The organism is Pseudomonas fulva NBRC 16637 = DSM 17717 (assembly GCF_000730565.1).
GTDB classification, from domain to species: Bacteria; Pseudomonadota; Gammaproteobacteria; order Pseudomonadales; family Pseudomonadaceae; genus Aquipseudomonas; species Aquipseudomonas fulva.
In genome coordinates, this window is record NZ_BBIQ01000001.1 from 45,383 (window position 1) to 63,372 (window position 17,990).

General features: G+C 57.2%; 15 protein-coding genes. 11 read left to right on the forward strand and 4 right to left on the reverse strand.

The annotated features are described in order from the left end of the window. The first annotated feature begins 26 nt into the window (after positions 1–26). From glmU to cfaB, 5 genes are all read left to right on the forward strand, one after another. Positions 27–1,394: a bifunctional UDP-N-acetylglucosamine diphosphorylase/glucosamine-1-phosphate N-acetyltransferase GlmU gene (gene glmU / locus PFU01S_RS00210; protein ID WP_028686808.1), complete on the forward strand. Its 1,368-nt coding sequence runs from the start codon at positions 27–29 to the stop codon at positions 1,392–1,394. Between the two features lie 198 nt (positions 1,395–1,592). After that, positions 1,593–2,366 carry a DeoR/GlpR family DNA-binding transcription regulator gene (locus tag PFU01S_RS00215; RefSeq protein WP_028686807.1) on the forward strand — a complete coding sequence of 258 codons (774 nt, stop codon included), beginning with the start codon at positions 1,593–1,595 and terminating at the stop codon, positions 2,364–2,366. Positions 2,367–2,372: 6 nt separating this feature from the next. Further along, a complete protein-coding gene (glmS, locus tag PFU01S_RS00220; RefSeq protein ID WP_028686806.1) occupies positions 2,373–4,208 on the forward strand; it encodes a glutamine--fructose-6-phosphate transaminase (isomerizing) in 1,836 nt (611 codons plus the stop codon). 352 nt (positions 4,209–4,560) lie between these two features. Beyond that, positions 4,561–6,612 carry a TonB-dependent receptor gene (locus PFU01S_RS00225; protein ID WP_028686805.1) on the forward strand — a complete coding sequence of 684 codons (2,052 nt, stop codon included), beginning with the start codon at positions 4,561–4,563 and terminating at the stop codon, positions 6,610–6,612. 111 nt (positions 6,613–6,723) lie between these two features. After that, a complete protein-coding gene (gene cfaB / locus PFU01S_RS00230; protein WP_028686804.1) occupies positions 6,724–7,908 on the forward strand; it encodes a C17 cyclopropane fatty acid synthase CfaB in 1,185 nt (394 codons plus the stop codon). Positions 7,909–7,975: 67 nt separating this feature from the next. On the opposite strand, the gene cls is transcribed toward cfaB, so the two are convergent. Continuing rightward, a complete protein-coding gene (gene cls / locus PFU01S_RS00235; protein WP_028686803.1) occupies positions 7,976–9,415 on the reverse strand; it encodes a cardiolipin synthase in 1,440 nt (479 codons plus the stop codon). A gap of 130 nt (positions 9,416–9,545) precedes the next feature. Here cls and PFU01S_RS00240 point away from each other — a divergent pair, with 130 nt between their 5' ends. Continuing rightward, positions 9,546–10,073, forward strand: coding sequence for a DUF3617 domain-containing protein (locus tag PFU01S_RS00240; RefSeq protein WP_027913319.1), 528 nt, complete (start codon positions 9,546–9,548; stop codon positions 10,071–10,073). On the opposite strand, the gene folE2 is transcribed toward PFU01S_RS00240, so the two are convergent. Beyond that, entirely contained in the window at positions 10,057–10,968 is a 912-nt protein-coding gene (gene folE2, locus PFU01S_RS00245; protein ID WP_028686802.1) for a GTP cyclohydrolase FolE2, read from the reverse strand. The two genes, PFU01S_RS00240 and folE2, sit on opposite strands and share 17 nt — an antisense overlap. Before the next feature lie 223 nt (positions 10,969–11,191). On the opposite strand from folE2, the gene zigA reads away from it, so the two are divergent. From zigA to PFU01S_RS00260, 3 genes are read left to right on the forward strand one after another with little or no spacing between them, the layout of a single operon-like run. After that, positions 11,192–12,400, forward strand: coding sequence for a zinc metallochaperone GTPase ZigA (gene zigA / locus PFU01S_RS00250; protein ID WP_028686801.1), 1,209 nt, complete (start codon positions 11,192–11,194; stop codon positions 12,398–12,400). Between the two features lie 53 nt (positions 12,401–12,453). Continuing rightward, positions 12,454–13,017, forward strand: a complete 564-nt coding sequence (locus PFU01S_RS00255) for a DUF1826 domain-containing protein (protein WP_042139011.1) — start codon at positions 12,454–12,456, stop codon at positions 13,015–13,017. 40 nt (positions 13,018–13,057) lie between these two features. Further along, positions 13,058–14,029, forward strand: coding sequence for a CobW family GTP-binding protein (locus PFU01S_RS00260; RefSeq protein ID WP_028686799.1), 972 nt, complete (start codon positions 13,058–13,060; stop codon positions 14,027–14,029). Here the strand turns inward: PFU01S_RS00260 and PFU01S_RS00265 are convergent, their stop codons facing one another. Beyond that, positions 14,030–14,422 carry a DUF3301 domain-containing protein gene (locus PFU01S_RS00265; RefSeq protein ID WP_028686798.1) on the reverse strand — a complete coding sequence of 131 codons (393 nt, stop codon included), beginning with the start codon at positions 14,420–14,422 and terminating at the stop codon, positions 14,030–14,032. 119 nt (positions 14,423–14,541) lie between these two features. Between PFU01S_RS00265 and pdxY the strand changes: the two genes are divergently transcribed. Further along, positions 14,542–15,414, forward strand: a complete 873-nt coding sequence (gene pdxY, locus PFU01S_RS00270; RefSeq protein ID WP_028686797.1) for a pyridoxal kinase PdxY — start codon at positions 14,542–14,544, stop codon at positions 15,412–15,414. On the opposite strand, the gene PFU01S_RS00275 is transcribed toward pdxY, so the two are convergent. Continuing rightward, the gene (locus tag PFU01S_RS00275) at positions 15,411–15,896 is read right to left on the reverse strand and encodes an acyl-CoA thioesterase (protein WP_023532667.1); all 486 of its coding nucleotides are present in this window, start codon (positions 15,894–15,896) and stop codon (positions 15,411–15,413) included. The two genes, pdxY and PFU01S_RS00275, sit on opposite strands and share 4 nt — an antisense overlap. Positions 15,897–16,226: 330 nt before the next feature. Here PFU01S_RS00275 and PFU01S_RS00280 point away from each other — a divergent pair, with 330 nt between their 5' ends. Further along, positions 16,227–17,987 (forward strand): cation:proton antiporter, encoded by a 1,761-nt coding sequence (locus PFU01S_RS00280; RefSeq protein ID WP_028686796.1) that lies wholly within the window; start codon positions 16,227–16,229, stop codon positions 17,985–17,987. The last annotated feature ends 3 nt before the right edge of the window (positions 17,988–17,990 follow it).

Sequence of the window (17,990 nt, forward strand, 5' to 3'; positions counted from 1 at the left end):
TGACCGCCCAGGATTGGTAGCCAGTCATGTCCCTCGATATCGTTATTCTTGCCGCCGGCCAAGGCACCCGCATGCGCTCGTCGCTGCCCAAGGTACTGCACCCGGTAGCCGGCAACTCCATGCTCGGTCATGTTATCCACAGCGCTCGCCAGCTTCAGCCGCAGGGCATCCACGTGGTGATAGGCCATGGGGCAGAGTTGGTTCAGGCGAGACTGGCAGGCGACGACCTCAACTTTGTCATGCAGGACAAGCAACTGGGTACGGGGCATGCCTTGGCGCAAGCTTTGCCAGCACTGTCGGCGGACACCGTGCTGGTGCTGTATGGCGACGTTCCGCTCATCGAGGTACCGACCCTGCAACGTTTGTTGGCCAAAGCCAGCGAGCAGCAACTCGGTTTGCTCACGGTCACGCTCGAAGACCCGACGGGCTATGGCCGCATTGTGCGTGATGCGCATGGGCAAGTAACGGCCATCGTCGAGCATAAAGACGCTAACGAGGCGCAGAAGGCCATTTGTGAGGGCAACACCGGCATTCTGGCGCTTCCTGGCGCTCGCCTGGCGGATTGGATGGGCCGCTTGTCGAACAACAATGCCCAGGGCGAGTACTACCTGACGGATGTGATCGCCATGGCAGTCGCTGATGGTTTGATGGTTGCCACCGAGCAACCCGCCGATCCCATGGAAGTGCAGGGTGCCAATGACCGTCGTCAGCTTGCCGAACTGGAGCGTCACTACCAGTTGCGTGAAGGCCGCCGCCTGATGGCGCAGGGTGTGACCTTGCGTGACCCTTCGCGTTTCGATGTCCGGGGCGAAGTGACGGTCGGCCGGGATGTGCTGATCGACATCAACGTCGTTCTGGAAGGCAAGGTTGTCATCGAAGACGACGTGCAGATTGGCCCTAATTGCGTGATCAAGGATTGCACGCTGCGCAAAGGTGCCGTGATCAAGGCCAACAGTCACCTTGAGGGTGCAGTCATGGGCGAGGGGAGTGATGCAGGTCCATTTGCACGCTTGCGTCCGGGGACCGTACTCGATGCCAAGGCCCATGTGGGTAACTTCGTCGAGTTGAAGAATGCTCATCTTGGTGAAGGCGCCAAGGCGGGGCACCTGTCGTACTTGGGTGATGCCGAAATCGGTGCCCGTACCAATATTGGTGCTGGCACCATCACCTGTAACTACGATGGCGCAAACAAATTCAAGACAGTGATGGGCGAAGACGTCTTCATCGGCTCCAACAGCGCCCTTGTCGCGCCTGTGGAAATCAAGGCCGGGGCCACGACTGCCGCGGGCTCGACGATCACTCAATGCGTGGAAGCAGGTGAGTTGGCGGTAGCACGCTCCCGTCAGCGCAACATCTCGGGGTGGAAGCGTCCAGAGAAAATCAAGAAGCCCTGATTTATCCACAGCTCTATCAAGGCCGGCCTTGTGCATAACAAGCCGGCCTTTTTATTTGTCCGGCATCAGATGGATAGCCAAAGCTGGACTATGCCTCTGCACAGCGTTTTTATCCACAGCGCTAAGACGGGTTGACGAACCCGAGCATTTAGGTTTTGATTGCGATCATTATCTTTCGAAACGAAACTTAAAGCGCCGATGTCGAAACGAAACACGCCACAACGTCGCCACAACATACTGGCCCTGCTCGCGGAGCAGGGTGAAGTCAGCGTGGACGCGCTGGCGAGGCGGTTTGACACGTCTGAGGTCACTATCCGCAAGGACCTGGCGGCACTTGAAACCAACGGCTTGTTGTTACGCCGGTACGGCGGTGCGGTAACCATGCCGCAGGAATTGCTGGTTGAGCCGGCACAACCGGTGTCGGCCTACAAACGTGCCATTGCTCGCGCCGCTGTGAGCCTTATCCGCGAACACGCCCGGATCATCATCGACAGCGGCAGTACCACCGCTGCCATGATCCCTGAACTCGGACGCCAGCCTGGTCTGGTGGTCATGACCAATTCGCTCAATGTTGCCAGGGCCATCAGCGAACTCGAGCACGAGCCGGTGTTGCTGATGACGGGTGGCACCTGGGACCCACATTCCGAGTCTTTTCAGGGCCAGGTGGCCGAACAGGTTCTGCGTTCGTATGACTTCGACCAATTGTTCATTGGGGCCGATGGCATCGACTTGGAACGCGGCACCACCACATTCAACGAGTTGCTGGGTTTGAGCCGAGTCATGGCCGAGGTCGCCCGTGAGGTGATCGTGATGGTCGAGTCGGACAAGGTCGGCCGCAAGATTCCCAACCTCGAACTGCCGTGGGGCAGGGTGCACACCCTGATCTCGGACGAACGCCTGTGCGAACAGGCACGCGAACAAATTAAAGCACGCGGCGTCAATTTGATCTGCGCCGCTATCAGTCAGGAGTAACCAAGCATGTGTGGAATCGTAGGTGCTGTGGCCGAACGCAACATTACCGCCATCCTTATCGAGGGCCTGAAGCGTCTTGAATACCGTGGGTATGACAGCGCAGGCCTGGCGGTGCTGACGCCGGAAGGCGAATTGCAACGCCGTCGCCGTATCGGCAAGGTCAGCGAGCTCGAAGCAGCCGTCGTGCTCGAGCCAATCGCAGGACGGCTCGGCATCGCGCATACGCGCTGGGCCACTCATGGCGCGCCTACTGAAACCAATGCCCACCCTCATTTCTCAGGCCATGACGTGGCCGTGGTGCACAACGGCATCATCGAGAATCACGAGGCGCTGCGCGAGGAACTGAAGGGATTGGGCTATGCCTTCGTGTCGCAGACCGATACCGAAGTGATCGTCCACCTGATCGACCATATCCTCAAGGGCATCCCCGACCTGGCAGACGCCTTGAAGGCTGCGGTCAAGCGCTTGCACGGCGCCTATGGCCTGGCGTTGATCAGCAAAAGCCAGCCGGACCGCCTGGTCGCTGCCCGTAGCGGCAGCCCATTGGTGATTGGCCTGGGGCTCGGTGAGAACTTCCTCGCCTCCGACCAGCTGGCCCTGCGACAGGTCACCGACCGCTTCATGTACCTCGAAGAAGGGGACATCGCCGAGATCCGTCGCGACCACGTCGCCATCTGGGACCATGATGGCCAACCCGTGCAGCGTGAAACCGTGCAGTACCACGAGGGTGCCGAGGCCGCCGACAAGGGCCAGTACCGCCACTTCATGCTTAAGGAAATCCACGAGCAACCACGCGTGGTGCAACGCACACTGGAAGGTCGCTTGGGCAGTGACCATGTGCTGGTCCAGGCATTCGGCCCGCAGGCAGCCGAGTTGTTCGGCAAAGTGCGCAATGTGCAGATCGTGGCCTGTGGTACCAGCTATCATGCTGGCATGGTTGCACGTTACTGGCTGGAAAGCCTGGCAGGGATCCCCTGCCAAGTAGAGGTGGCGAGCGAGTTCCGTTACCGCAAGGTGGTCGTGCAGCCCGATACGCTGTTCGTTTCCATCTCCCAGTCGGGCGAGACCGCCGATACCCTGGCAGCGCTGCGCAACGCCAAGGAGCTGGGCTTCCTTGGCAGCCTGGCGATCTGCAACGTGGGCATCAGCTCGCTGGTGCGTGAATCTGACCTGACGTTGCTGACCCTGGCCGGACCGGAAATCGGCGTCGCCTCGACAAAGGCCTTCACCACCCAGCTGGTGTCGTTGATGCTTCTGACCTTGGCCTTGGGCCAGGTGCGCGGCACCTTGGACAAGGGCGTCGAAGCTGAGCTGGTCGAGGAGCTGCGCCGCTTGCCAACCCGTCTGGGTGAAGCATTGGCCATGGACGCAACCGTCGAGAAAATCGCCGAGCTGTTCGCAGACAAGCATCACACCTTGTTCCTGGGGCGCGGCGCTCAATATCCGGTGGCCATGGAGGGTGCGCTCAAGCTCAAGGAAATCTCCTATATCCACGCCGAAGCCTATCCTGCGGGCGAGCTCAAACATGGCCCACTGGCGCTTGTGGATAACGACATGCCCGTGGTGACCGTTGCGCCGAACAATGAACTGCTGGAGAAGCTCAAGTCCAACCTGCAGGAAGTGCGTGCACGCGGCGGTGAGCTGGTGGTCTTCGCTGACGAGCAAGCCGGCTTGAGCAACGGCGAAGGCACCCATGTGATTCCAGTCCCGCATATCGCGGATGCGCTGGCGCCGATTCTGTACACCATTCCTTTGCAGCTGCTCTCGTACTATGTCGCCGTGCTCAAAGGGACTGATGTTGACCAGCCGCGCAACTTGGCGAAGTCGGTGACGGTGGAGTAAAGGTAGCGTTTCAACAGTGCCGGCATACTGTCCTGCTCCTGAGCAGGGCTAGCCGTGAAACATGGCAGGTGATCATCGGATCAACCCGCAGCTAAGACCCCCGTATCACGGGGGTTTTTTTATCGATGATTTTTATACGGTTGTGCTTCAGGGTTGGATGCGGCTGAACCCTTCACCTAACAACCCCTAAGGCCTATCTCGAATCTGGGTGCGTTGAACATTGGGCGGTTGGAATTGAGGTGATATATCATAACGTTTAAGTAGTTATGATATAACGTGTTAATAGCTCTGCATGATTTTCCCGAGCTTTGCGCACCTGATCCCACCCCTGTCTACTCACCTAGGAGCACCCATGCGAGTCACCCCGGCCTCCCTTGCCATGTTCACGGTAATGGTTACCCCTGAACTGTTCGCCGACCAAACAGGCAGCTCCACGATCACCCTTGGCGCCGTGAACATTACGCAGGACGCCAAGGTGGCCCTGAGCACCGAGAACGTGCTCACGTCGGTCGATGTGCTGGGCGGTGATCAGGTAGAGGACAAGAACGTCATGAACAGCTGGCAACTGCTGGGCCAGATGCCGGGCATTCAGCTCACCGAAACAGGGCAGGGGGCCGAATCGGGCAAGGTTACGTTCCGCGCTTTCAACGGCGAAGGGTACATCAACGGTATCAAGACATTGATCGATGGCATCCCGAGCAACGTCAACAGCGGTAACCAGCGCTTCATCGACATGATCTTTCCCCTGGACATCGACTACATCGAAGTGGTCCGGGGCACGAACGACCCTCGTTACGGGTTGCACAACATTGCGGGCAACATCAATTTCGCCACGCGCCAAGGCGGCAACTATGTCGATAGCCGGCTGACCTATGGCAGCTTCGACACCCGTGAAGTGCAGTTGGCGGTCGGGCACGAGGAGGGGAATTTTGCCCAGAACTACATCCTTGCCAAGCAGGACAGCAATGGCTACCGCGATCACAGCAACTCGAACAAATACGCACTGGGGGGTAAGTGGTTCGTCAGCAACGACGAGCAGAATTTCCGCATTGGGCTGATCGCGCGCTTGTACCATCACCAGGCCCAGGAGTCCGGGTTTCTCACCCGTGACCAGATGCACGCCAGCCGTACACAATCACCGGCCAAGAACGCCAATGACGGTGATGACCGCGACATGAAGCACCTCAGCCTGCACGCGGATTGGCAGCTCAATGATGACTTGAGCCTTAGCAGCAAGCTGTATTACAACGACTACAACGATGATCGCACCGTTACCTTCACGGACTATCGCCCAGGTAATGCGCCCCGTCAGCGTCGGCAATGGGACGAACAGCAGACGGGCATCCTCAATAACCTGACATGGCGCGTTAACGAGCACCTCACCCTCGATGGCGGCGTCAACTACGAAGAGCAGGACAATACCTACCGTCGCCAGCGCTACAGCTTCAGCGTTCCGACCCACTTCGATACCGTACCGGCCCGCGTGCAGAATGACGATCGCTATACCCTGCGCAACACCGGTGCCTATGTTCAGGCCGTTATCCAGCCCATCGAGTCACTGAAGATCATCCCGGCCATGCGGGTGGACCAGTTCACCGGTAGTACGCAGCTCTTGGGTGGCGTCAAAGGCTCGCTGCAAGACTACGGCTGGATCCGACAGCCCAAGCTGAGCGTGATCTATAGCGTTACCCCCGATATCGACGTTTACGCCAATTGGGGGCGTACCTTCCAGATACTCACCGGCTCGACCGAGCCCGCCTACTTGACCCCTGGGCAGCCTTCATACGACCCGTCGATCAACACAGGCAAAGAGGTCGGTATCAAGTTCAGACCGTTCGAGGGCGCCCAAGCGCGAGTGGCGATCTGGCAGCAGGATGCTACCGATGAAGTGGCAAACATGCCCAGCACCGGCACCACGGTCGGGTTGGGTGAAACGCGCCGTCGCGGCGTGGATTTGCAGATCAATGCTCAACTGGATGATCAGTGGACTGTCTATGCCTCCCACGCCATCCAGGAAGCAAAGGTGGTCAAAGCGTTTTCTGCCGCAGGGCAATCACTCTCGGGTAAGGAAGTGTTCTCCACGCCTCGGTACGTGAGCACCGTGGGCGTCGATTATCGTTATAACGATGACTGGAAGTTCGGTCTGCAGGGCAGGGCGCAAGGGAGCTACTACATCGACGAGCTCAATGAGCAAGGCAAATACGGTGGGTTTGTCGTTGCGGACGCCAGCGTCAGCTACCGCATCACGTCCGCTGCCAGCGTCGATGTGCAGGTCAAGAACCTGCTGGACCGCAAATACGAATACGTCTGGTACGACAACTTCTTCTGGGGCGGTGACGACCAGGCGATGTTTTCGCCAGCACCTGGTCGGTCGACATTCGTTTCCCTGAATCTGAAGCTGTAGACCTCGGCTTAAACTTTCGTTTTACAGACAGCTCCTACAGATGGTCTACGCTGAACCGGTGGCTTTCGAAATGTCTTGGGTCTTGCCCCGTACATGGGAAGGAAGGGTTACATGCTTGCTCAGCTTCCGCCGGCTTTGCAGAGTCTACACCTGCCGTTGCGTCTCAAATTGTGGGACGGCAACCATTTCGACCTGGGCCCCAGCCCGCAAGTGACCATCCTGGTCAAGGAGCCTCAGCTCATCTCCCAACTCACCCATCCAAGCATGGATGAGTTGGGCACCGCTTTCGTGGAAGGCAAGCTCGAACTCGAAGGCGACATCGGTGAGGCCATCCGTGTCTGCGATGAACTCAGCGAAGCACTGCTACCCGATGATAGCGATCATGCTCCCCAGCGCCTGGCGCATGACAAGCGAACCGATGCCGAAGCCATTTCCTACCACTACGATGTGTCCAACGACTTTTACCGGTTATGGCTGGACCAGGACATGGTTTATTCCTGCGCCTATTTCCGTGAGCCGGACAATACACTGCAACAGGCCCAGCAAGACAAGTTCGATCATCTGTGCCGCAAGCTGCGCTTGGCTGCCGGTGATTACTTGCTGGACGTGGGGTGTGGGTGGGGAGGTCTCGCGCGCTTCGCTGCACGTGAATATGGGGCGAACGTGTTTGGCATCACGTTGAGCAAAGAGCAGCTCAAGCTGGGCAGGGAACGGGTGGAGGCCGAGGGCCTGTCCGACAGCGTAGACCTGCAGATTCTTGATTACCGTGACCTGCCACAAGACGGGCGCTTCGATAAGGTCGTCAGCGTGGGCATGTTCGAGCATGTGGGTCATGCCAATCTACCTTTGTATTGCAAGACGCTGTTCGGCGCAGTGCGCGAAGGCGGCCTCGTCATGAACCATGGCATCACGGCCAAGCATGTGGATGGCCGCCCGGTGGGTCGGGGGGCTGGAGAGTTCATTGACCGTTATGTGTTCCCCCACGGCGAGCTGCCCCACTTGTCGATGATCAGCGCCGCTGTCTGTGAGGCAGGGTTGGAAGTGGTGGATGTGGAAAGCTTGCGCATGCATTACGCCAAGACCCTGCATCACTGGAGCGAGAACCTGGAAAACCAACTGCACAATGCAGCTGCGCTGGTCCCTGAAAAAACATTGCGTATCTGGCGCCTTTATTTGGCAGGTTGCGCGTACGCTTTCGAGAAAGGCTGGATCAACCTGCATCAGATATTGGCGGTCAAACCCTACGCGGATGGCCACCATGACCTACCTTGGACGCGTGAGCACCTTTACCGCTAGCGCCTACCAAACGTGTGCCAAGCGTGACCGACCTCACTTCAAGAGTGAGGTCGTCCCTTGGCGCGCTTTACAATACCGGTGAAATCAACCTTGCGATGCGCATGCCCACTTGCTGTAACCGATGGGTGGCCTCTGTTTCCTCGACCGTAATCTCCCGCGCGTTGGCAAAGTCTTTGTTGAGCATGCGTTCGACCGTATCGGCGAATGCCTTGTCGATGGTGAGCAACGTGATCTCGAAGTTGAGACGGAACGATCGATTATCGAGATTGGCGCTGCCGACAGCACTTATGTCGTCATCCACCAACACGACCTTCTGGTGCAGGAACCCAGGTTGATAACGGAACATGCGAACACCGGCGCGCACCGCTTCGAATGCGAACAGGCTGGAGGCGGCGTATACGATCTTGTGGTCCGGGCGAGACGGGATCAGGACCCGCACATCTACACCGCGTAGTGCCGCCAAACGCAGGGCGGCGAATACCGCTTCATCGGGCACGAAATACGGGCTGGTTATCCAGACTCGATGCTTGGCCGAGTGGATTGCCTCTAGAAAGAACAGCGAGCAGGTTTCCTTGGAGTCTGCAGGGCCGCTGGCCAATGCCTGGCACAGCACACCGTCATCGGGATAGGTGTCCTGGAGGATCAGGGGAGGCAACTGCCGGGTTACCCAGTACCAATCTTCAGCGAACGATTCCTGTAGGCACGCTAGCACTGGCCCGCTGATTTGCACGTGTGTATCTCGCCAGGGTGAAAGCTTGGGGTTGGCCCCCAGGTACTCGTCGCCGACATTGTGACCACCTACAAAGCCGACCAACCCATCTACCACGACGATCTTGCGGTGATTGCGGAAGTTGACTTGAAGGCGATTGAACAGGCCCCGACGGGTAGCGAATGCATGTATTTGCACACCTCCCGCACGAAGCTGCTGGCTGTAGTGGCGGGGCAGGGAATGGCTGCCGACACCGTCATACAATACAAATACCTGAACGCCTTCGGCCGCCTTGCGCAGCAGCAATTGTTGCAAGGCTCGCCCAAGTGCATCGTCATGGATGATGAAAAACTGCACCAGTACGACGCGTGTCGCTTTATCGATGGCTTCGAAAACCGCCTCGAACGTGCGCTTGCCATCAATCAACAGCTCGACCTGATTATTGGCCAGACATGGCATTCGACTGAGTTTGGGCATGGCGCGCAAAGCGGCGTAGCTGTCCGATGCGCGCGCGGCCAGCGCTTCTTCGACCCATGGGCGCCAATTCAAACTGGCCATGGCGACATGCATTTCCTGATTGGCTTGGCGCCTGGCCTTGATGTAGGCATTGAAAGAGCGCGCACCGAATATCAGGTAGGGGATAAGCGTCAGGTAGGGAATGAAAAAAAGTGGCATTGCCCAGGCAATGGCGCCTTGAGCAGTACGGACTGTGAACAACGCATGCAGCGCGGCGATAATACCCAGCAGATGAATCACGCCGAGTAGGTAGCCAAAAAAAAGTGGGCTGTGGTAATCCATATGCATCCTGCTCGTTGAATACACCTTAGGTAACAGAACACGAACGTGGTTCGCCTGCAACAAGCGGTTCGTTTCAACGTCTAACCCAAACATCGTCGGGATGACCGACATTTCCAGGAGTGTGATTTCCATGAAAATTCGTATGCCGTTGCTGGCGCTGGCCTTGTGCGCAGGCAGCGTCACAGCCCAGGCCCAGATGCTTCAACCCGGCTTGTGGGAGCTGACCACTAGCAATATGCAGGTCGACGGTAAGCCGCTACCTGATATGGATTTCATGCTCAGCCAGTTGAAGAACCTACCGCCCGATCAACGGGCGATGATGGAAGGCATGCTTGCCAAGCAAGGTGTCACTGTAGGTGGTAAAGGGGTGCGCTCCTGCCTCACCCCTCAGCAGGTGGCAACCAACGACATTCCGCTGCAGGATCCAAAGTCCGGCTGCACTCAGAAGATCACTGACCGCACCGGTAACGTTTGGAAGTTTCAATTCAGCTGCCCCAAAGCCCAGGGTAATGGCCAGGCCACCTTCCTGAGTGACAAGGAGTTCACCACTCAAGTGAGTGGCACGTTCAATGCGTCCGGTGTTCAGCAGCAGGGCAGCATGAACACACGTGCGGTATGGCTGGGCAATGATTGCGGTACGGTCAAGCCTCGGACGTGATGTTCCACTGCCACTGGCCAGTTGCTACGGCGTCGTGGGCATGCAGACTTTCAGCATGTTCCACGCGCGTCTTGAACCCTTTAATCCATTCGATAGTGCTTAGCGCTTGATACAAGCGTCTCGCTGCGTCCTCGCAAAACATCAGGTTCTGTCCGTTTGCCAACGCAAATGCTTGTTCATCGGCGCGCTTTACCGCAGTTTGTACCGCAGTGCCCAAGGCTTGCTCGGCCGCATCTATGACCTCGGTTATGGGAAGCTCAGGACGATTATCCTCGAGCCTAACGCTTATCTTTGCCATGCTCCTCTGGCTATGAGGCGTTGCTACGATGCCCTCCGAAGTCCCCAACCATGCCAATACCTCTTCGCTGTCCAAAGTTCCTGAGCCGAATCGAGCGTGGAACTGTTGCTGGATAAGCTGTCGAGCGAGCGCCGCCGAGCATGGGCATGTAGACGAATAAGGCACCAAAACAGATAGTTCCACGTGGAACATTTCATGTTCGATCCGTGCATCGATCTCGACGTCATAGCTTTTCCACCCAGCTAGAGGGCTAACCAGGGCAGGCCGCCTGAGTAGGTGTTGGAAGCTCAGGCGCACATATGCCGCAGATGATTGCCCATCATGGCTGCTGAGAAAACTCGCCAAAAGGCGACGCAGCGATAGCGGGCGCAGCGGCTCATGCTCAAGATCTTCAAGCGCTAGGTACAGACGCGACATGTGTATGCCGCGTGAGCTGCCATCTACCAAATTCACCCCAGCATCCACTGTAGCCGCTACCTGACGGCCTCCAATCTGCATTGGCATGGCTATCCCACACATTCCTACCCAGTCCAACGGTGTGGTTGAGTTCATGTGTTGTGCAGCGACGTCAGGAAGCTGGGGCTGGAATTGGGACATGGGATTTCCAAGGCTATGCGTGTATGTGGAACATTGGGTCCACTGCTGATGGGTCGTGTGAGGTAACGGCAGAGCCGTTGGTACTGCGCTGTGAAATGAGCTGGTCAATTCCCAGTTCACCGCACCGAGCATTCGTCAGGAACCACTTGGCTAGATTGTATTGTTACTTTATAACATTATGCAATGCATCGTTTCGAATGCGCCTGTGTGATGAGGTTTTGCCATGTCCAATCGTCTTCCTGTCACTGTGCTCTCCGGTTTTCTGGGCGCAGGCAAAAGCACGCTTCTCAACCATGTGCTGCGCAATCGCGAAGCGCTTCGTGTCGCGGTTATCGTCAATGACATGAGTGAGATCAACATTGACGCCAGCGAAGTTCAGCGCAATGTCACCCTTAACCGCGCCGAAGAAAAGCTGGTGGAAATGAGCAATGGCTGCATCTGCTGCACGTTGCGTGAAGATCTGCTTGAAGAGGTTGCACGGCTGGCCGAGGCGGGGCGCTTCGATTACCTGCTGATTGAATCGACCGGTATCTCAGAGCCGTTGCCTGTGGCTGAAACCTTTACCTTTCGTGATGAGCAAGGCCGCAGCCTGTCGGATCTGGCGCGTCTCGACACCATGGTCACCGTGGTGGATGCCTTGAATTTCATGCGGGATTACCAAGCCGCAGAGAGCCTGGAAAGCAGTGGCCAGACATTGGGGGATGACGATGAACGTTCGATCAGCGACTTGCTGATCGAGCAGGTAGAGTTCGCTGACGTGTTGCTGTTGAGCAAAATCGATCTGGTCAGTCAGGCCGAGCGGGAGGAGCTTTCAGCTATCCTCCGGAGCCTGAACCGCCGAGCCCAGATCATTCCCATGGTCATGGGTCAGGTTCCCCTTGCCAGGATTCTGGACACTGGCTTGTTCGACTTCGACCAGGCGGCGCAAGCGCCTGGCTGGCTGAAGGAGCTGCGCGGTGAACATACACCGGAAACAGAAGAATATGGCATCCAAGCCACTACCTGGACCGCACGCCGGCCTTTTCATCCGCAGCGGTTCCATGACTTTGTACACACACCCTGGAGTAATGGCCGGTTACTGCGTTCCAAAGGGTTCTTCTGGTTGGCGAGCAAATATAAAGAAGCGGGCAGTTGGTCCCAGGCAGGCGGCATGATGCGCCATGGGCTGGCGGGTCGTTGGTGGTGTTTCGTTCCCCGCGAACAGTGGCCTGAGGATGTGGATAACGTTGCTGCCATTCTTGAACATTGGTTACCGGATACTGGCGACTGCCGGCAGGAATTGGTGTTCATAGGGCAAAATATGGACGTGGCGAAATTATCCACAGCCCTTGATCAGTGCCTGTTGACGGATGAAGAAATGGCACTCGAGCCCATGGGTTGGCTGCGTTTTCCTGACCCATTCGGCCCCTGGGACGAACAGGTGGCAGCGTGAGTACGTCAGTGGCTGTGGATATCCGCCAGGTGTTTGGACACACGCCTCAATCAATGGCAGAAGTCCTGCAAGAGGGTGTCAACCTCGCAGTCTGGCAGCGGCAACTTCCACCTCAGCTGCAAGACTTTTCAGAGGTTGTGGCGGGGCTTGGAGGATCGATAACAGACCAGCGTGTGATCGAGGTCGACGAGCATCAGGTCCCAGTGATTGAGGGGCTGCTGTACGAGGCTGTGGATATCCACGGCTATGACGCTTTTGTCGCGGATGTCACGTGGTTGGTTTCGGCTTATAGCTGTTTGCTTGGAGCGCATCGCGTAGGTTTGCGCATACGTGCACTGACCAGTCCGATGTGCCCACGCTTTCATGTGGATAACGTTCCACTGAGGCTAATTACCACTTACGCGGGTCCGGGGAGTGAATATCTACCGGAGCAGGCAGTAGCGCGAGCTGCGTTGTCCACAGGCAATGCTGCTGTGGATAAGGTGATGCGACTGAATACAGGTGACGTTGCCTTGTTCAAGGGCGAGCGCTGGGAGGGCAATGAAGGCGCAGGCGTCGTACATCGTTCCCCGTCAGGTCCACCGCGACTGTTGCTTACGCTTGACTGGCTAGCCTGACAGCGCATAGTTGAGCAAACCGTCTGCTTGAAGAACCATCATGCTTCGCAATATTCCCACCCATGTCATTGCTGGCCCGCTGGGGGCCGGCAAAACGACGGTGATTCATCACCTGCTACAGCAAAAGCCTGACCACGAACGCTGGGCCGTATTGGTCAATGAATTCGGGGCAGTAGGGCTGGATGCGGCACTCTTGTCCACAAGCCAGAACGGTATCTCTATCGCCGAAGTCGCAGGAGGCTGCTTGTGCTGCGTCAATGGGGTTCCGTTCCAGGTAGGGCTGGGTAGGCTTCTGCGCCAGTGCAAGCCGCACAGACTGTTCATAGAGCCCTCCGGGCTGGGCCATCCTCTTCAATTGCTTGATCAATTGGCCCAAGCGCCTTGGACTAATGTGCTGACAATTCAGCCGTTGATAGTCGTCACCACACCCGCATCTCTGCGCAGTGGCAGGCCGTTACCGACGGCTCAATCAGCCGCGTTGGAAGCCTGTGAAACCCTGGTTATCAATAAGTCGGAGTCTGTGGATAAAGATTTTAAGCTGTTGATAAATAAAGAATTCCCAGGGAAAAGGCTGATATGGACGATGCAAGGTCAGCTTCCTTTCGATAGTCTGCCTGTCTATCAAAACAAGATTGTTGACAGCCCTGATAGCGATATCGGGATTGTCGACAATCCACCGAATGCCATGCGTGCTCTTTGGGCAGACCGGCGCGAGCCGATACGTCAGGTAGTTCAAGGAGAGGATGGATGGAGCATAGGCTGGCGCTGGCACCCCCAGCAGCGCTTTTATCCACAGGCCATAGATGAGCTATTGAAGTCGCTGAAGTGGAGGCGTGCCAAGGGTGTTATCCACACAGCACAAGGCAGATGCTCGTTCAATGCACTCGAAGGCAAGTTGGCGCCCTGGCAGCCCAGTGAATGGACAGCCGACAGTCGCCTGGAATTGATTTTCGAGAAGCCTCAGCCTGTGGACGAGTTGGAAGCCCGCTTGCAGAGCTGCCTTATGCCTTGATCAGTTGTGCCAACGGTCATGTTGCTGGCGCCACTGCTGCATTTCGATCACATTGTCCGCCCGCGGGGGCGTCTTGATTTCGAAGGGGTAGGGTGCCAGCTCTATCTGCATGCTGTGCGCGCCGAACTGAGTCACGGTACCAGGGTGACGTTGCTCCCCTGTCACGGTAAATTCGAAGCCATAGAGACGTGCCAGGCGCTTGCGACCCTTGACATCATGCACGAAGGCAATACGTTTGAGCGCGACGGCGTCATCGAGCAACTGAAGGTCAAGCTTTGCGCAATGCTGTTTGACCCTTTCCAAGGCCTTCTCGCGCAGACCGTGGTTGTGCCACAGCCAAGCGCCTGCCGTGGCCATCACCATCAGGACTAACAGGTTCTCCAGGGTCAACATGTGCGTAGGCTCCCAACCGATCGATTCAGCTTAACTGCGTCCCTGGCCTGTCGTACAGGTGGCAATCACGTTCATACTGCGCGTTGCATGATTCTTGAACAGCTTTGGAAATGACTCGCATGAAACGTACCCCGCACCTGCTCGCCATCCAGTCCCATGTGGTGTTCGGCCACGCCGGCAACAGCGCTGCGGTATTCCCCATGCAGCGTATCGGCATCAATGTGTGGCCGCTCAACACGGTGCAGTTCTCCAATCACACTCAGTATGGCCAGTGGAGCGGAGACGTGCTTGCTCCAACGCAAATTCCAGCGTTGGTGGAAGGCATTTCCAACATCGGTGAGCTGGGGGAGTGTGATGCCGTGCTCTCGGGCTACCTCGGCAGTGCCGAGCAGGGGCGCGCGATTCTGGAAGGCGTGGCGCGAATAAAGGCCGTCAACCCGAGGGCGATGTACCTGTGCGATCCAGTCATGGGCCATCCTGAAAAGGGGTGCATCGTATCGCCACAGGTTAGCCAGTTTTTGCTGGAACAAGCGGTCACAAAGGCTGACATCCTGTGCCCTAACCAGCTGGAGCTGGACAGCTTCTGTGGCCGGCGCGCGGCATCACTGGAGGATTGCGTAGGCATGGCTCGCAGTCTTCTGCTCAAAGGGCCCAAGGTTGTGCTGGTCAAGCACCTGGCTTACCCGGGGCGCGCAGAGGACCAGTTCGAGATGCTGTTGGTGACGGCCGAACACAGCTGGCATTTGCGCCGCCCGCTGCTGGCCTTCCCCAAGCAACCGGTAGGCGTGGGTGACCTGACTTCCGGTTTGTTCATGGCGCGGGTGCTGCTTGGCGACAGCTGGGAACAGGCATTCGAGTTTGCAGCCTCCGCCGTACATGAAGTACTGCTGGAAACTCAGGCCTGCGCCAGTTACGAGCTGCAGCTGATACGTGCCCAGGACCGCATCGCCCACCCGCGCGTACGTTTTGAAGCGAGGTTGTTGAACGCCTAGACGCCGTCGGTTTTCAGGTTCTGATAGCGCTTTTCCAGTTCCTGGCGAATCTGCCGTCGCTGCTGGCCTTGCAGGAATCGGCGTTTCTCTTCGCTACTCTGCGGTTGACGCGGGGGAACCGAAACTGGCCGTCGATTATCGTCCACGGCCACCATGGTGAAAAAGCAGCTGTTGGAATGGCGCACCGAGCGTTCACGGATGTTCTCGGTAACGACCTTGATACCGACCTCCATGGAAGTATTGCCGGTGTAGTTCACCGACGCCAGGAAAGTGACCAGCTCGCCTACATGCACCGGCTCGCGAAAGATGACCTGGTCGACTGACAGCGTGACTACATAGGAGCCTGCATAGCGGCTGGCACACGCATACGCGACTTCGTCGAGGTACTTGAGCAGCGTTCCGCCATGTACGTTGCCAGAGAAATTCGCCATGTCGGGTGTCATCAAGACGGTCATGCTCAGCTGGGCGTTTCCAGGTTCCATAAAATGCTCACGGTAAGAGTGTGCGCAATCGCGCCAAAGGCTAGCAGGCGCTCTGTTCTGTTGAAGCGACAGCCTGCGTTTAACGGGACGCTCCCATGCTTTGAAGCGTCACGCTGTTTATGCCAGTGACGGCCTGATAGCAGTCGATCTGTTTCATCATATTGCATCGACAGTTCATGGGAAGGCGCGATGTTAATCTGAGTACGCCCATGCAACATGGGCACGCTTTCAATGAATACAGTGTGTACTCGCTGCTTGCTTGGGCCCGCCTCGGCGCAGGCGCGACCTGCCCGTTAGCACAGCCCAAGACGAGAGAAGGAGAATCACGTCATGCATGCCATCAGCTTCATTCAGGACCTGGCGGTCATCATGCTGGTTGCAGGCGTGGTCACCATTGTTTTTCACCGTCTCAAGCAGCCAGTGGTGCTCGGTTATATCGTCGCCGGTTTCATCATAGGCCCCCACACGCCCCCCTTCGGCCTGATTCACGACGAAGACACCATCAAAACGCTCGCCGAGCTTGGCGTGATTTTCCTGATGTTTTGCCTGGGCCTCGAGTTCAGCCTGCGCAAGCTGTTCAAAGTTGGCGCCACGGCCTTCATAGCAGCTTTTCTGGAAATCGTATTGATGATCTGGATCGGCTTCGAGATTGGGCGTTGGTTCGGCTGGAACACCATGGACTCCTTGTTCCTGGGCGCCATTCTCGCCATTTCCTCGACCACGATCATCGTCAAGGCCCTCAATGACCTGAAGATGAAGAACGAACGGTTTGCACAGCTGATATTCGGTGTGTTGATTGTCGAAGACATCCTGGGTATCGGCATCATCGCACTGCTGTCGGGTATCGCCGTCAGCGGCACCGTCAGTTCGGGGGAGGTCTTTTCAACCGTCGGCAAGCTGTCCTTGTTCATGATCGTTGCCTTGGTGATCGGCATTCTTCTGGTACCGCGCGTACTGGCTTATGTGGCCAAGTTCGAAAGTAACGAGATGCTGCTCATCACAGTGCTGGGTCTGTGCTTCGGATTCTGTCTGCTGGTCGTGAAACTCGAATACAGCATGGTCCTGGGGGCTTTCCTGATTGGTGCCATCATGGCCGAGTCGCGGCAGTTGTTGAAAATCGAGCGTCTGATCGAACCTGTCAGGGATTTGTTCAGCGCCATATTCTTCGTCGCAATTGGCTTGATGATCGATCCGCAGGTATTGGTCGACTACGCTTGGCCGATTGTGGTCATTACCTTGGCCGTTGTACTGGGCAAGATGCTGTCCTGTGGCATGGGCGCTTTCATCGCGGGAAACGACGGGCGCACCTCGTTGCGGGTGGGTATGGGCCTGTCTCAGATCGGCGAGTTTTCATTCATCATTGCGGCCTTAGGGATGACCCTGCAGGTCACCAGCGACTTCCTCTACCCGGTGGCGGTCGCCGTCTCGGCCATTACCACGCTACTGACACCGTATCTGATTCGTGCCGCTGATCCGCTGTCGATAAAACTGGGTAACGTAGTGCCTGGGCGGCTGGCTCGCGTGCTGTCCTTGTATGGGGAGTGGCTGCGCAACATCCAGCCTCAGGGCCAGAGTGCCCTGGTGGCGGCGATGATACGGCGCATATTGTTGCAGGTCGGCGTGAACCTGGCGTTGGTCATCGCCATATTCTTCAGCGGCGGTTACTTCGCAGGGCGGCTTGGCACTTGGCTCAGCCAGTGGATCAGCGATGTGAGCCAGCAGAAGGCGGTGATCTGGGGGGCTGCATTACTGCTTTCGCTACCTTTTCTGATCGCGGCTTACCGCAAACTCAAAGCGCTATCGATGCTGCTGGCCGAAATGGGCGTCAAGCCTGAAATGGCTGGGCGCCATACTCAGCGCGTACGGCGCGTGATTGCTGAAGTCATTCCGCTGATTTCGCTGCTGGTGATCTTTTTGCTGCTGTCGGCGTTGTCGGCGAGCATTCTACCCACCAACGAGCTATTGCTGATCATTGCCATCGTGGCAGCGGTGGTGGTCGCTTTGTTATGGCGTTGGTTCATCCGGGTGCATACACGCATGCAGATTGCGTTACTCGAAACGCTGGAGAACAATCGGGACAACGGCCACTGACCC